The sequence below is a fragment of the uncultured Amphritea sp. genome, assembly GCF_937127095.1.
In the GTDB taxonomy this organism is placed as follows: Bacteria; Pseudomonadota; Gammaproteobacteria; order Pseudomonadales; family Balneatricaceae; genus Amphritea.
The window spans coordinates 1-14,955 of the sequence record NZ_CAKZLP010000052.1 but is presented as its reverse complement, the minus strand read 5'-3'; the positions used below and the strand labels follow the sequence as shown (position 1 = coordinate 14,955).

Annotated in this window: 15 protein-coding genes and 1 tRNA gene; 9 read left to right on the top strand and 7 right to left on the bottom strand. The window is 53.9% G+C overall.

Annotated features, from left to right (window positions below; genetic code table 11):
- Position 1: 1 nt before the first annotated feature.
- From Q0499_RS11675 to Q0499_RS11665, 3 genes are read left to right on the top strand one after another with little or no spacing between them, the layout of a single operon-like run.
- The gene (locus Q0499_RS11675; protein ID WP_299199524.1) at positions 2 to 1,465 is read left to right on the top strand and encodes a di-heme oxidoredictase family protein; all 1,464 of its coding nucleotides are present in this window, start codon (positions 2 to 4) and stop codon (positions 1,463 to 1,465) included.
- Entirely contained in the window at positions 1,462 to 2,550 is a 1,089-nt protein-coding gene (locus Q0499_RS11670; protein WP_299199522.1) for an imelysin family protein, read from the top strand. The genes Q0499_RS11675 and Q0499_RS11670 overlap by 4 nt, the downstream gene beginning before the upstream one ends.
- Positions 2,540 to 3,658, top strand: coding sequence for a DUF1513 domain-containing protein (locus Q0499_RS11665; protein ID WP_299199551.1), 1,119 nt, complete (start codon positions 2,540 to 2,542; stop codon positions 3,656 to 3,658). The genes Q0499_RS11670 and Q0499_RS11665 overlap by 11 nt, the downstream gene beginning before the upstream one ends.
- Positions 3,659 to 3,731: 73 nt before the next feature.
- Here the strand turns inward: Q0499_RS11665 and gcvA are convergent, their stop codons facing one another.
- Complete coding sequence (gcvA, locus tag Q0499_RS11660; RefSeq protein WP_299199520.1) at positions 3,732 to 4,655, bottom strand: transcriptional regulator GcvA; 924 nt, start codon at positions 4,653 to 4,655, stop codon at positions 3,732 to 3,734.
- Positions 4,656 to 4,871: 216 nt separating this feature from the next.
- On the opposite strand from gcvA, the gene Q0499_RS11655 reads away from it, so the two are divergent.
- Entirely contained in the window at positions 4,872 to 5,069 is a 198-nt protein-coding gene (locus Q0499_RS11655; protein ID WP_299199518.1) for an RSP_7527 family protein, read from the top strand.
- A 271-nt stretch (positions 5,070 to 5,340) separates the two neighbouring features.
- Here the strand turns inward: Q0499_RS11655 and Q0499_RS11650 are convergent.
- A tRNA-Leu gene (locus Q0499_RS11650) sits at positions 5,341 to 5,427 on the bottom strand.
- Between the two features lie 71 nt (positions 5,428 to 5,498).
- Positions 5,499 to 6,425, bottom strand: coding sequence for a zinc ABC transporter substrate-binding protein ZnuA (gene znuA / locus Q0499_RS11645; protein ID WP_299199516.1), 927 nt, complete (start codon positions 6,423 to 6,425; stop codon positions 5,499 to 5,501).
- Positions 6,426 to 6,531: 106 nt separating this feature from the next.
- On the opposite strand from znuA, the gene Q0499_RS11640 reads away from it, so the two are divergent.
- The 3 genes from Q0499_RS11640 to znuB are packed head-to-tail and all read left to right on the top strand — an operon-like array spanning position 6,532 to position 8,608.
- Entirely contained in the window at positions 6,532 to 7,026 is a 495-nt protein-coding gene (locus tag Q0499_RS11640; RefSeq protein WP_299199513.1) for a Fur family transcriptional regulator, read from the top strand.
- Entirely contained in the window at positions 7,023 to 7,817 is a 795-nt protein-coding gene (gene znuC, locus Q0499_RS11635) for a zinc ABC transporter ATP-binding protein ZnuC (RefSeq protein ID WP_299199510.1), read from the top strand. Before Q0499_RS11640 ends, znuC begins: the two co-directional genes overlap by 4 nt.
- Complete coding sequence (gene znuB / locus Q0499_RS11630; protein WP_299199508.1) at positions 7,817 to 8,608, top strand: zinc ABC transporter permease subunit ZnuB; 792 nt, start codon at positions 7,817 to 7,819, stop codon at positions 8,606 to 8,608. Before znuC ends, znuB begins: the two co-directional genes overlap by 1 nt.
- Position 8,609: 1 nt before the next feature.
- On the opposite strand, the gene Q0499_RS11625 is transcribed toward znuB, so the two are convergent.
- Positions 8,610 to 9,482, bottom strand: coding sequence for a DMT family transporter (locus tag Q0499_RS11625; RefSeq protein ID WP_299199506.1), 873 nt, complete (start codon positions 9,480 to 9,482; stop codon positions 8,610 to 8,612).
- A 198-nt stretch (positions 9,483 to 9,680) separates the two neighbouring features.
- Here Q0499_RS11625 and Q0499_RS11620 point away from each other — a divergent pair, with 198 nt between their 5' ends.
- Positions 9,681 to 10,796 (top strand): PQQ-dependent sugar dehydrogenase, encoded by a 1,116-nt coding sequence (locus tag Q0499_RS11620; RefSeq protein ID WP_299199504.1) that lies wholly within the window; start codon positions 9,681 to 9,683, stop codon positions 10,794 to 10,796.
- Here Q0499_RS11620 and Q0499_RS11615 read toward each other — a convergent pair.
- The 3 genes from Q0499_RS11615 to prlC form a co-directional block, all read right to left on the bottom strand.
- On the bottom strand, positions 10,793 to 11,380 hold the full coding sequence (locus Q0499_RS11615; RefSeq protein WP_299199502.1) for a DNA-3-methyladenine glycosylase I: 588 nt from the start codon (positions 11,378 to 11,380) through the stop codon (positions 10,793 to 10,795). The genes Q0499_RS11620 and Q0499_RS11615 overlap by 4 nt on opposite strands.
- A 24-nt stretch (positions 11,381 to 11,404) precedes the next feature.
- Entirely contained in the window at positions 11,405 to 11,674 is a 270-nt protein-coding gene (locus Q0499_RS11610; protein WP_299199500.1) for a YheV family putative zinc ribbon protein, read from the bottom strand.
- Between the two features lie 275 nt (positions 11,675 to 11,949).
- On the bottom strand, positions 11,950 to 13,983 hold the full coding sequence (gene prlC / locus Q0499_RS11605) for an oligopeptidase A (RefSeq protein WP_299199498.1): 2,034 nt from the start codon (positions 13,981 to 13,983) through the stop codon (positions 11,950 to 11,952).
- Positions 13,984 to 14,108: 125 nt separating this feature from the next.
- Between prlC and Q0499_RS11600 the strand changes: the two genes are divergently transcribed.
- Positions 14,109 to 14,651 carry a gamma carbonic anhydrase family protein gene (locus tag Q0499_RS11600; protein WP_299199493.1) on the top strand — a complete coding sequence of 181 codons (543 nt, stop codon included), beginning with the start codon at positions 14,109 to 14,111 and terminating at the stop codon, positions 14,649 to 14,651.
- Positions 14,652 to 14,955: the final 304 nt, after the last annotated feature.

The window sequence follows — 14,955 nt, the reverse complement described above, 5'->3', positions numbered from 1 at the left end:
GATGAGCAGAAAATATCGCTTTTTACCCGTCGCCATCACTATGGCAACCATCGCCCTGGCGGCCCCAGCGGTTGCGGTAACGGACTACAGCCAGCCAGAACCGGGTGAGGCGCTGCCCGGCGGTAGCTCAAGCCATCACAAGCAGCTGAATATCAATGCCTTTTCTCAAAGCTCAGCCAATATGAGCTTCGAAAAAGAGCTGGACTTTAAACTCGGCAATGGCATCTTCAAAAAAATATGGGTTCCTGCGCCATCATCAACCACCGCCAGTGATGGCCTGGGGCCGCTCTATAACGCCCGCGCCTGTCAACGCTGTCACCTGAAAGATGGCCGGGGGCACCCCCCGGAAGCGAACTGGCCGGAAGACAACGCGGTATCAATGTTTCTGCGCCTGAGCATTCCGCCACAAAACGATGCCCAGCGGCAACTGCTTGAAAGTGGCACAGTGGGCGTTATTCCTGAACCCACCTATGGTGGTCAGCTACAGGATCTGGCCATCAACGGGCTGGCCGGGGAAGGACGAATGGTGATCAGCTATAGCGAATCCATCGTAACGCTGGCGGATGGCGTCCAAGTCAGCCTGCGCCACCCGCAATACAGCATAGCGGATCTCAGCTATGGCCCTTTGCACCCCCAGACGATGCTCTCACCACGGGTTGCACCACCAATGGTTGGTCTGGGCTTACTGGAAGCAGTTGCCCCTGCCGATATTGAAGCATTAGCCGATCCGGACGATAGCAATAATGATGGTATCTCCGGCCGGACCAACCGCGTCTGGAACAGTTTCACCCAACAGCAGGATTTGGGACGATTTGGCTGGAAAGCAGGCAATCCAACGCTGATTCAACAGGCCGTCGGCGCGTTCAACGGTGATATGGGGATCTCAACGCCCTTTGTTCCTGCCGCTTCCGGCGATTGCACAGCACAACAAGTGATCTGTTTACAGCAACCTGACGGTAACACTCAGCAACAGGACAATGCCGAGGCATCCACAGAGATGGTTAAGCTGGTTGAATTTTACAGCCGTAATCTGGCACCACCGGCCCGCCCGGACTTTGATAAACCCGAGGTATTGAAGGGTAAAGCCGTCTTTCATCAAAGCGGCTGTGCCGCATGCCATCAGCCAGATTTTACCACCGCCTCCCGTGTGGATATGCCAGAACAGTCTAACCAGTTGATCTGGCCCTATACCGACTTGCTACTTCACGATATGGGCGAAGCACTGGCAGATAACCGGCCAGAGTTTCTGGCGAGCGGCAGTGAATGGAGAACACCGCCACTCTGGGGGATCGGCCTGACCAAAACCGTGAGCGGCCATACCTATTTCCTTCACGATGGCAGGGCCAGAAATCTGCTTGAAGCCATTTTGTGGCACGGCGGCGAAGGCTCAGCTTCACGCGACCGGGTCATCAACCTGCCAACCGCAGACCGGCAAGCCCTAATGACATTTCTGGAGTCACTATGAAATCAACTAATGCCCCGCTCTGGCCCCTTCTGTTAGGCATCTCATTGTTGTTTACAGCGGCCGGGATGCTCCATGCCGCCCCATCAGAGCCGCAATGGCAAGCGCTTAACCACAGCCTTGTTAGTGAGCACATACTGCCTCGTTATCAGTCATTACAGCGTAGCAGTGCGGAACTTGCGACCAGCACTGCCGCACTCTGCCGCCAGCCGGATCAGACGCACCTGGAACGAGCCCAGGCCGACTTTCAGCAGACCATGGACGCCTGGCAAAGCGTTCAGAATATCCAGTTCGGCCCGATTACAACGCATATGCGTAATTTCAGCATGCAGTTCTGGCCAGACAAAAAAAACCTGATTGGTAAACAGCTGAATCAGCTTTTACAACAGCAAAACCCGGACACCCTGAGTGTTGATTATCTTTACCAGGCGAGTATCGGGGTGAAAGGCTTGCCTGCACTTGAGCGACTACTGTTTACGGGTTCGCTGTCCGATCTGGAAAACACCAGCTATCGCTGCCAGCTGACTCAGACTATCGCCGCCTACATCGCTGTAAATAGCCAGGCAACGTTGGATGAATGGACCGATGGTTATGCTGACTCAGTCAGCAACGCAGGCAGCGAAGCAAGTTATTACGACAGCCATCAGGAAGCCGCCGTCGATATGATGAAAGCCCTGATTGAACCGCTTGAAGCGATCCGGGATCAAAAAATCCTCAGTCCTCTGGGTGATGGTCAGGTGCGTCCACGACGCACTGAGTCCTGGCGTAGTCAACGCTCGTTACGCAACATTCAGCTGAACGTTGCCACTCTCCATCACCTCTATTCTGGCACTAAAAAAAGCGTCGATAGTCTGCTGCGCCAGCAGGGCAGAGCGGCTCAGGCGGATAATATCAGCACCCTTTTCAACGCTATCGAACAACAGCTGCAGGCGGTGCAGGCCCCCCTGATCACCAGCCTGCATCAGCCAGAAACCGTTAAACAGCTACTCGAGATAAGCGCAGCACTCCAACAGCTGGATCGTGAACTGAGTGCCGAGATGATAACGCTGAACATTCAACTGGGGTTTAACAGCCGTGATGGAGATTAATCGCCGCCGCTTCTGTCAGCTGCTGGGCAGCGCGATGCTGCTGCCCCAGATGACGCTGGCCGCAGCCGATGATAGTCGTTCAGCACAACCGATGTTTGCGTCGGCGGCCAAAGACCGTTCCGGGCAATATCACCTTTACCTGATCGGACAACAGGGGCAGGTGTTGCTGGACCATCCACTGCCCGGACGGGCGCATCATACCGAAGCCCATCCGCAGCGGCCGTTGCTGGCCTGCATTGCCCGGCGACCGGGTCACTTTATCGATATTGTTGATTACCAGCAGCAACGACTGGTTAAACGCATTATCGCAGACAACGGACGGCATTTTTTCGGCCATGCGGTTTTTTCGGAAGATGGCCGCTGGCTGATCACCACTGAGAATGAGATCAATACCGGACAGGGACGTGTGGTAATGCGTTCGCTGGAACAAAACTATGCGGTTATCGCGGACTACCCGAGCCACGGCATCGGCCCTCATGAGCTGGTGCAGCAGCCGGGCAGTTCGGTGTTGGTGGTGGCCAATGGTGGAATTCTGACTCACCCGGATCGGGGCCGTGAGAAACTCAACCTGGACAGTATGCAACCGTCGCTGCTACGGCTGGATCTGCTCAGCGGTGAGCGACTGGATCAACAGCAGCTACCCTCAGACCAGCACCAACTGAGCATCCGCCATATCGATACCAACCGTGAGGGTAACACCGTTATCGCCTTTCAGTATCAGGGCAATATCGGTCTCAACCTGCCACTGGTGGGCGTTCACCGTCCCGGCGAAGCGATTCAGCTGTTACGTGCTCCAGACCCTGTTAATATGGCAATGAAGGGCTATTGCGGCAGTGCCCGGTTCGACCAGAGCGGTCGCTTTGCTGCGGTATCAGCACCCCGGGGTGATCTTATCTCCTTCTGGGATCTGCAAAAAAACCAGTTTATCTCGTCTATCAAAAGTCGCGATGGCTGTGGCCTTGCGGCGACCGGCAATAGCGCCGAGTTTATTATCAGCTCAGGCACGGGGCGGTGTATCCGGCACAATCTTCAAACCGGAGCAACAACCCGACAACCCCAAACGCTTGCAACCGCCTGGGATAACCATCTTACAACCGTGCGGCTCTGACCGCTAACCCAGGCCCTACAGCAAACCGTCACTCTGAGTCAGGTTTGATCTGCAGCAGGTTACTGTCCTGATTTCACTCGTCAGCGACCTGCCCCTCCTGATCAGGAAGCCCCATCACCTGCAACAGCCATTCACGGAAAATGCGCATACCATAGGTCAACGGACGATCTTTCGGGTAGACCAGATAAAACGCCTTGCCCGTCAGCAGTTCGACATCCACCGGCACCACAAGCTGCCCATACTGCAACTCCCGGCTGATCAGCGACTTGTCTGACAGCGCAACGCCCAGGCCTTCCAACGCGGCTCCCAGCGCCAGCTGGGTACTGGAAAAGGACAAGCCCTTTTCCTCGCCGGTCATCGAAATGCCAGATTTTTGCAGTAAGCGCTGCCACTCATTGCGGCGGCTGGTGACATGAATCAGCGTCTGCTTTCTCAGATCTGCCAGGGTTTCAATCTGATGATCTTCCTGCTTACGAGGGCTGCACACAGGCACCACCACTGAACGATGCACCAGCCGCACCTCGATATCATCATCGTCGGGCGGATCACCAAAATACACCGCCATATCCAGGTCGGAGTGATCAAAGTCGATACGATTAACCGAACCGGTGCTCAGTCGCAGCTCCACATCGGGATACAGCGCCTGAAAGTCTTTGATTCTTGGCATCAGCCAGCGACTCAGAAACGCCGGAGGTGCCTCAAAGGTTAACGAGCTGGTATTGGGCGCAGAGATCAGACGACGAGTGGCCGCATCCAGCTCATCCAGCGCGTGAGACACCGCAACCAGATATTTCTCACCGGCCACGGTGATCTGCACCTGCCTTTTTTCACGATGAAACAGCTTTAACCCCAGATACTCTTCCAGGGATTTAATCTGATGACTCACCGCAGACGGGGTTACATACAGCTCTTCTGCCGCTTTATTAAAACTACCCAGTCGGGCAGCAGACTCAAAACTGCGCAGAGCATTCAAAGGGGGTAAGCGTCTGATACACACCTCAATAAGTGAATATATTTCACATTAAAGCTGAAAATCTGTCGTTTGTTTTCTAAGCAGTGCGACCTTAGTATAACCATCAACGGAACAATGATCCAACCGCAAGACACTGCAGACAATAGCTTAATCTAAAAACATCCGGATAAGCTGCTTAAATCCAGTCGGGTTGATTCATTTAACGACATGACAGTTTAATGAATTATTTTGGTGCATAGCATGAACACAAATGAGCACGGTCTTAAAGTTGACGAATTTGGTATGGTTGATACCGCTTACTATGTAAGACAGGGTCAGCTGGCACGCAACGAATATATTGGACAGCAGCTAACAGCGCTGGGCAACTGGCTAAAAAGTCTGACACATAAACGCCAGAAACAAGGTTTTAACAGCACTCGTTCATTCGGGACCGTATAGGTCTAAACGAGACTCCTTTGGGCCACTCTTTAGTGGCCTTTTTTTATGTCCCTTAATTATCATCCTGCCATTCCCATCAAATTCATCGCCGGAGACCCCCTTTCAGGCCAGAGCATAACGAGATAGCAGACAGGTATAGACAGCTGATAGCGATGCAAACGGTCGTGACTAAAGGTAGCAATAATAAGCCATAGAATAGAACAGAAGAACTAATTGACTAAAAACCGATGAGAGAAATAACAATAGGGGAGAGAACATCAGGAAAGTAAGTTGGTGCAGATGGGGAGACTCGAACTCCCACGCCCTTGCGAGCACTAGCACCTGAAGCTAGCGTGTCTACCAATTCCACCACATCTGCTCCGAAAGAGGAGCGCATTATAAAGACGGGCTTTTCATTTGTGAAGTGCCCGTCACCACTTTTTTTCGTTTTTATTCTGCGGAGAGACAATTAGTGAAACTATCTGCCAGTGATTGCAGATAATTACTGTACCCGCCAGGGCCTGCTTCGATAGCAACGGCAAGGGGATCAAGCCGTCCGACACGGATATCCAGCCCACGAATCAGGCTATCAACAACCGGTGCTTTGAACTGCGGCTCAACAAACACACAGCGAGCCTGATCGTTTTCCAGCGCAGTGCGAATCTCACTCAGGCGACGCGCACCGGGTTTGCGGCCCGGATCAACGGTAAAATAGCCCAACTGATGCAACTGATAATGCTCAACAAAGCTGCCAAAAGCATCATGGAAAACATAAAATCCGGTATTACCCACGACTTTCAGTTGTTGCTGCAGCTGTTGATCGGTGACAGAAAGTCGGGCAGCAAAATCGTTATAGGCTTGCTCGTAAAGCGCCGCATCCGTTGGATAACGCTCCACCAGCCGATCTTTAATCAGATCGGCAGCGGCCAGCGCCCGGTCAGGCGCCATCCAGAAATGAGGGTCACTGTCGCCATGATCATGCTGATCGTCCGCCTCTGCGCCCAGGGCTTCATCTGTATGAGATGGTTCATTGTCAGCGGCGTGCTCTTCGTCATGATGATGCGCGTCACCCCCCTCAAGCAGCGCCAGGGCAGGGCGTTCCAGCTGACTAACGGTTTTAGTCAGAAACAACTCCAGACCCGGGCCTCCCCAGATAAACAGGTCTGCATCATGTATCAGCCCTATCGAGGAGGGCTTCAGTGAGAAATGATGAGGCGAACTTCCCGGTGGCAACAACACATCAACCTCGGCCAGATCCCCCAGCATATCCTCGGCAATCAGTTGTATCGGCTTAATACTCGCCAGCAGTTTAACCTGCTCCGCATGCACCGCCTGAGCCGAACAGATCGCGCTGCTAAGTAAAAAAATAGAAAACATTGAAGAAAATCTGGAAATCATTGAAGGCGGCCACTGTTATTTGAAGAAACGCAAAGTTATAATATAACAATTAAAAGTTCAACTAATTAAAACAACTGGTTTTATGATGGCCTCTCAATCCATAAACAATATCGCCCATCAACCCGACCATGACCACAGCCGCTGCGTCAAAACGGCGCTGCAGCATGCTCAGGATCTGTGCAAAACAAACGGCCAGCGCCTGACAAAAATTCGCGAACTGGTGCTCAAACTCATCTGGCAAAGCCATAAACCCCTGGGGGCTTATGACCTGCTACCCGCTATCGCCAAAGCCGGGTTTAACTCCGCACCGCCGACCGTTTACCGTGCCCTGGATTTCCTGCAGGAGCAGGGTCTGGTACACCGGCTGGCGACGCTGAACGCCTTTATCGGTTGCAGCCATCCAGGCCAAAATCACTTTGGCTATTTCCTCATCTGCCAAACCTGTGGCACCACGGCAGAGCTTGAATCCTCTGCGTTACACAGCAGCATTCAAAGCGTTGCAAGCCACGCAGGCTTCTCCGTTGAGCAGGAGAACATCGAAATTCTGGGACGCTGCCCCAACTGTCAGGAAAGTGTATGAGCCCGGATAACCTGGTAGAGATTACCGGTCTGAATATCAGTTTTAGCGAGAACAGCGTTATCGAGAATGTCTCAATGGTGCTGAAACCAGGGCAGATTACCACCCTGATTGGCCCCAACGGCGCCGGAAAAACCACCCTGGTTAAGGCAGTGCTGGGGCTACTGTCGCCCACCAGCGGAGAGATTAAACGCTCACCGACACTGCGCATCGGCTATATGCCGCAGAAACTGCATATTGATACCACCTTTCCCCTGACAGTCGAGCGCTTTCTGAAAACCGCCGCCTTTGCCAGCGTTGCTGACCGGCAACAGGCATTGGAATCGGTACGCGCCGAAAACCTGTTAAAGCAATCGGTGCACAGTCTCTCTGGTGGCGAGATGCAGCGGGTGATGCTGGCCCGGGCGTTACTGCGTAAACCCGAACTACTGGTGCTGGATGAACCCGCCCAGGGCGTCGATATTAACGGTCAGGTGGAACTGTATAGTCTGATCGCCAGCATCCGCGATAAGTACAACTGCTCGGTGCTGATGATCTCCCATGATCTGCATCTGGTGATGGCGGCGACTGATCAGGTGATCTGTCTGAACCACCATATCTGCTGCTCCGGTCATCCGGAACAGGTCAGCTCCGACCCCTCCTATATGGAACTGTTTGGGGTGCCCGGTGCGGAAAACCTCGCCCTCTATAGCCATCACCATAACCACCAGCATAACGAACATGGTGATATCGTGCCGTTATCTCAGAGTGAGAGTGAGGATGCGGATCATAGCCATTGCGGAGGGCACCACTGATGCCTGAGTTTCTCTTACTGGCCCTGTTAGGGGGTATCGGCGTCGCACTGGTGGCCGGGCCTCTGGGGTCTTTTGTGGTATGGCGGCGAATGGCGTACTTCGGCGATACCCTGGCCCATTCAGCGCTACTGGGCATTGCGGTCGGCGTGCTGTTTGATATCAATTTCAATCTGGCAGTGGTCAGTTGCTGCGTCATCCTCGCGCTGATTCTGGTGAGCCTGCAGCGACAGCGCCTGGTGGCAACCGACACCCTGCTGGGGATTATGGCCCACAGTAGCCTGTCGCTGGGTCTGGTGGCGGTTTCACTGCTGGATGATGTCAGGGTAGACCTGATGGAATATCTGTTTGGTGACCTGCTGGCGATCACCCCCAATGACCTCTACTGGATCTACGGTGGCGGCGCGATTGTGCTGCTGCTGATCTGGCGATTGTGGAATCCGCTGCTGGCGGTGACCATCAATGAGGAGCTGGCCCAGGTAGAGGGCGTACCGGTCGCCAGGATACGACTGGCCCTGATGTTACTGATCGGTGTCGTAATCGCCATCGCGATGAAAGTAGTGGGAATTCTGCTGATTACTTCGTTATTGATTATCCCCGCGGCCAGCGCCCGACGACTGGCCAGCTCGCCGGAGCAGATGGCGGTGATTGCCAGCCTGCTGGGGATTGTCGCAGTGTTATTGGGGCTCTATGCGTCATCCCAGTTTGACACTCCGGCAGGCCCCTCCGTCGTGGTTGCAGCACTGGTTCAGTTTCTGGTGTTATACAGTCTGCCGTTGCGCAGGGTCGCCTGACTCAGCGCTTCCAGAGCACATTAACCAGTGCACCGGTGACAATCAGCCCGCCGCCGATAAGGGTCCAGAGGGAGGGCAGTTCACTGAAGACAAACCAGCCCAGCAGAATCGAAAAAATCACCTGAATATAGGAGAAGGCGGTCGCTTTACTGGCCGCCTCGTGCCTCATCGCGTTGGTCAGTCCAACCTGACCCACCTGAGTGAAGACCCCCACCAGAATCAGCAACACCAGGGTATAAGCATCGGGCAAAACAAGCTCCCCGCCGGATAGCAGCAGTGCAGTTGGCAACGCAATCAGCGGGAAGTAGAAAATAATCACCGAGCTGTCTTCAGTCTGACTCAGACGCCTGACAATGACATACGCAATCGCGCTGCCAAAGGCCCCCAGCAGCGCCGCCACGACACTGATCAATGGCAGATCGATCTCGGCGGCAAAGAACAGATCCGGTTTGACCATCACCACCAGCCCGGCAATACTCAGCACGATACAGACCATGGTAGACAACTGCACCCGCTCGCCCAATAGCATAAAGGCCAGCAGTGCGGTAAATACCGGATGCATGTACTGCAGGATGGTCGCCTCCGCCAGCGGCAGGGTGGTCACCGAGTAATACACACAGATCAGCGCCGCCGCACCGACTACCCCGCGCGCACTGAGCAGCAGCTTGTTGTGGCCCCAAACGGAGATGCGTTTACGTTTGACGTCGGCATAACTGATGATCAGAGACACCAGCGCCCGGGCGATAACAATCTCCATCAGTGGAATGCCATATTGGCTGACCAGCTTCACCGACGCCCCCATCAGCGCGAAGCCCATCGATGAGAGCAGCATATAGCGTAATCCCAGGGGGATGTTCTGTATCCGTTGCAGCATAATATTGTTCGTAATGAGAGAACTCTTCGTAATAAAGGACTTAGTTGTAATAAGAGATCGGGACGCTTGAGAGAGTGTCAGGCAAGCGCAGACAGGTGCAGACCGGCAGATCATCAGCTATGTTTGACAGAGTTTAACCGATTCTGGTTAAGCTGACATGAATATCAACACATCAGCTCAACGCGGACGGAAACTGTTATGAAACTGAGAAGCCTGTTACTCGCATCACTACTAAGCCTGTCACAGACCGCTCTGGCAAATCCACTACTTGAACAGTTACGGCTAACACAGGGTTATCACATAGCCGTCGTCGCTGAAGCCGCCAACGCGCGACAAATGGCGTTAGGGTCACCTGGAACGCTGTTTGTTGGCAGCCGCAGGGCAGGACAGGTGTACCGTTTGAAAGACGTTAACGGTGATGGCATCTATGAACAGCAGGAGATCCTGTTACAGGGCCTGAATATGCCCAGTGGTATCGCCTGGCGTAACGGCGATCTGTATATCGCAGCCGTTGACCGTATTCTCAAAGTGGCCAACGCCGATAGCGTCAAAACCGAATCTATCCAGGTTCAGTTGGTCACCGACCAGCTGCCCGATATCACCCACCACGGCTGGAAATACCTTAAATTTGGCCCGAATGGTGATCTCTATTTTAATCTCGGCGCGCCCTGCAATATCTGCCGCAGTGAAGATCCCCGCTTTGCCTCCATTATGAAACTCAATCTGGACAGCGGTCAGCAGAACATCGTGGCCCGGGGAATACGTAACTCGGTCGGCTTTAGCTGGCATCCACTGACGGAGGAACTCTGGTTTACCGATAATGGCCGGGACCATCTGGGGGACGATCAGCCCGATGATGAACTTAACCGGCTGACACAACCGGGCCAGCACTTTGGCTTCCCTTTTGTACACGCCGGGGATATCCCCGATCCACAGCTCTATCAGGGCCAGCCGTTTAGCGAATTTCAACCGCCCATGCTCAAACTGGGGGCCCATGTTGCGCCGCTGGGGCTGACGTTCTATACCGGAGAACAGTTTCCCGACAGCGATAAAAACACGCTATTTATCGCCGAACATGGCTCATGGAACCGTTCCAGCAAGGTGGGCTATCGGGTGATCCGAGTCGATACCTCGGTAACGCCAGCCACGCAAACCGTGTTTATTGAGGGCTGGCTAAACGGGCAGAGCGCCTGGGGCAGGCCGGTAGATATTATCACCGACCGTGACGGCAGCCTGCTGATCTCGGATGACCGGGCAGGGCTGATCTATCGGGTAAGCTCTCGGGTAAAGTATCGGGCAGGCAACAAAGATTAAAGCGTAAAGGACTCACCCAGCTCGCGGCAGGGCTGATAGCGGATACAGTCGGTCTCATGGTCATTCACCATGCCGGTCGCCTGCATATAAGCGTAACAGATGGTCGGCCCGACAAAGGTCATCCCGGCTTTTTTCAGCGCTTTGCTCATCGCCCGGGACTGATCGGTTTCAGCGGGCACCTGTTTAAGGCTGCTCCAGCTGTTCTGAATCGGCTGGCCGTCGACAAACTGCCAGATATAGTGGGCAAAGCTGCCATGCTTTGCCGCCAGCTCGAGGAAGATCCGCGCCGCTTTTACCGAAGCGTTAACTTTCAGGCGGTTGCGCACAATACCGGGGTCCAGCAGCATCTGTTCAATCTTTTCCGGGGTAAACGCCGCCACCGTTGCGGGGTCAAACCCCTCATACAGACGGCTATAGCCTTCCCGCTTTTGCAGAATCGTGCGCCAGCTCAGTCCGGCCTGCGCGCCTTCCAGAATCAGATACTCAAACAGTTGCTGATCATTGGTCTGGGGCACACCCCAAACCTGGTCATGGTACTGTTGTTCCAGTTCGGTGGCCGTTGCCCAGGCACAGCGATAACACATAGAGATTCCTCAAACAGTGCAATGTTAATGCTTGGTCGAGTCTGATTTAACGCCCGGGTTAGCCACAAAGTTCAGTGGCTGTGCCGGTTCCAGTTCAACATGACCACCCCGGTTAACCCGGGTATCCAGTTCACCTTGTGGCTGGTCAGAGCCGTCCAGCGCCATCGAATCACTGAAGTCACAGCGCACACACTCACGGTATTCGCGGCTCTCATCCCGATACATTTTCAGGCAATCCATCTCGCCACAACGGGGACACACGGCACCGGCGATAAAACGTTTAACAATCGTCATACTCTTCTCAAAGACTCTTCTTAAGGACTCATCTCAACGACTTATTTCAAAGACAGGCGCAGAGTCCTAACACCTATATTTGCAGGCATTCTGTGCCTGCAACATTATACCCCAGAAACGCGCCCGCTGGCCTTGCAGGCTGTTGATTTTCGTTTTCGAGGACGCCAATGCAAGGCCAAAACGGGCGAAATGAGGGAGTTTATACCTCATAAATGACCGATTTGGGCCTGTTTTTAACGCCGCAGTGGCTACGCAGATAGAAAATCCACAACCTGTTAGGCAGTAATACCCGAGTGACGCAATAACGCTTCAACACTGGGTTCACGGCCCCGGAAGGCAACAAACAGCTCCATCGGCTCTTTGGAACCACCCATCTCAAGAATATTCTCACGGAAAGAGTGGCCGGTGTCAGTATTGAATACCCCCTCCTCTTCGAAGCGGGAGAACGCATCAGCGGAGAGCACCTCAGCCCACTTATAGCTGTAGTAGCCCGCCGCATAGCCTCCGGCAAAAATATGGCTGAAGCTGTGCTGAAAACGGTTAAATGCCGGTGGCGTGATCACCGCCACTTCACTGCGAATACGGTCCAGAACCGCCTGAACATTGGTGACGCCGGGTTTATATTCACGGTGCAGCTGAAAATCGAACAGTGACAATTCCAGCTGGCGCACCATCATCATGCCGGACTGAAAGTTTTTCGCCGCCAGCATCTTTTCCAACAGCTCTAACGGCAGGGTTTCGCCAGTTTCATAGTGCCCGGAGATCAGCGCCAGCGCGTCCGGTTCATAACACCAGTTTTCCAGGAACTGGCTGGGTAACTCCACCGCATCCCAGGCGACCCCGTTGATACCACTGACATCCGCATACTCAATCTTCGTCAGCATATGGTGCAGACCATGACCAAACTCATGGAACAGGGTGGTGACTTCGTTATGGGTCAGCAGCGCCGGTTTATCGCCAATTGGCGGGTTAAAGTTGCACACCAGATAGGCCAGCGGCAGCTGCAATACACCATTATCGATACGTCGAACGCGGCAATCATCCATCCATGCGCCGCCGCGTTTTTTCGCCCGGGCATAGGGGTCAAGGAAGAAGCGGGCGATCAGTTCGCCGTCGCGACTGACATTAAACAGCCGGCCATCTTTATGCCAGCGATCAAACTCAGTAACCTCTTCAATCTCAATCGAAAACAGTTTGCCGGTGATGTTAAACATCCCATCGAGGACTTTGGTCATCGGGAAGTAGGGGCGCAGCTCCTCCTGGGAGATCGCATAACGGGCCTGCTTCAGCTTCTCACTGTAATAGGAGATATCCCAGGACTGCAGCTCCGGCTCACTGAACTCTTCCAGGGCGAAGTCCTGCAGCTCCTGATACTCTTTCTCAGCCTGTGGGCGGCTCATGCCCGCCAGATCATTGAGGAAGCTGACCACCTGTTCAGGGGTTTCCGCCATTTTGGTTGCCAGACTGTAAGCGGCATAGTTCTCAAAGCCGAGTAACTTAGCCAGCTCCGTGCGCAAAGTGAGAATCTCAGTCATAATCGCGCTGTTATCCCACTTGCCAGCCCCCGGCCCCTGATCCGAGGCGCGGGTGGCAAACGCCTCATACAGCTCACGACGCAGCTCGCGGTTGTCCGCATAGGTGATCACCGCAAAGTAGGAGGGGAAGTCCAGCGTCACCAGCCAACCCTCTTCTCCTTTACCTTCAGCCAACTGTTTCGCCGAGGCCAGCGCACTCTCCGGCAGACCCGCAAGCTCCGTTTCATCGGTGATCAGCTTGCTCCAGCCATCGGTTGCATCCATGACGTTTTCAGAAAATTTGGTCGTCAACTCAGAGAGCTTCTGCTGCAGCTCGCCATAACGTTTCTTTTCCGCCGTACCCAACGCGATGCCCGACAGGCGAAAATCTCTCAGGGTATTATCGATAACCTTGCGCTGAGCATCATCCAGCTGGGCATAAGCTGCGCTGTTAGCGAGTTTCTCATAGGCTTCAAACAGCCCCTGATGCTGTCCCATCTCGGTCCAGAACTGCGACAGTTTCGGCAGACAGGCGTTGTAGGCATCACGCATCGCATCACTGTTAACTACCGAATTCATATGAGACACCGGCGACCAGGCCTTCGCCAGACGGTCATGGCTCTGCTCCAGTGGCACCACCAGGTTATTCCAGTCAGGAGAGTCATTACCCTCCAGCACCGTCTCAACCACAGCGCGGCAATCGGCCAGCAACTGATCAATAGCAGGCTCAACCTGTTCAGGTTTAATCTCAGAAAAAGGCGGCAGCAGATGGTCTTGCAGCAATGGATTTGACATATAAACTCCTGAACCGGGATATAAAAACGCACTCTTTACTAGATGGGGTAGTGCCGGGCTATTTTCAATCACCCCAGAGCGTTTATTATAGAAATCCGACCTGAGCATCATAAAGAGAGAAGCATATGACCATCCGCAGCTATCAGGGCATCACACCGAAACTGGGCAACGCCGTTTTTATCGACCCGACCGCCGTCGTACTGGGTGACGTAGAACTCGGGGACGACGTCTCCGTCTGGCCACTCACGGTAATCCGCGGCGATATGCACCGCATCCGCATCGGCAACCGCACCAGCGTTCAGGACGGTTCGGTACTGCATATCACCCACGCCGGCCCCTTCAACCCCGACGGCTTCCCGCTGATCATCGGCGATGACGTCACCATCGGCCACCAGGCAATGCTGCACGGTTGCACCCTCGGCAGCCGTATTCTCGTCGGTATGGGGGCAATGATCATGGATGGCGCAGTCGTAGAAGACGATGTCATCATCGGCGCCGGCAGCCTGGTGCCACCAGGAAAAATTCTCAAAAGCGGCCACCTCTACGTCGGCCGGCCGGTCAAAGAGGTAAGGGCGCTGACGGAAAAAGAGATGGAGTTTTTTACCTATACAGCGGGGAATTATGTCAAGCTCAAGGATAGGCATATCGCGGAGGGATACGGCGAGTAGCTAGATCGCCGCTTCGCGGCTGGCTAGTGGCTTATGTGGACTCCCCTCTGTCAACAATGAAATGATTTTGACTTAGAATAAATGCACGCTTATGTTCGAGCTCTGATTGAGTCGCTAACTCTGGCTCATTGATATTTGCGCGAACTACCGGATCATATCTAGAACGCGAGCTTTAATGCTCTTAGCCACTAACTGATTACGGTAGCTGATTTTCATCTAAGTAAAGAATTTCATTGGGACATATTAGGCTCAGGCAGTCATTGCCTGGGCCTGATATTCTGTTCCTTTGCTCAACATAGCAAAG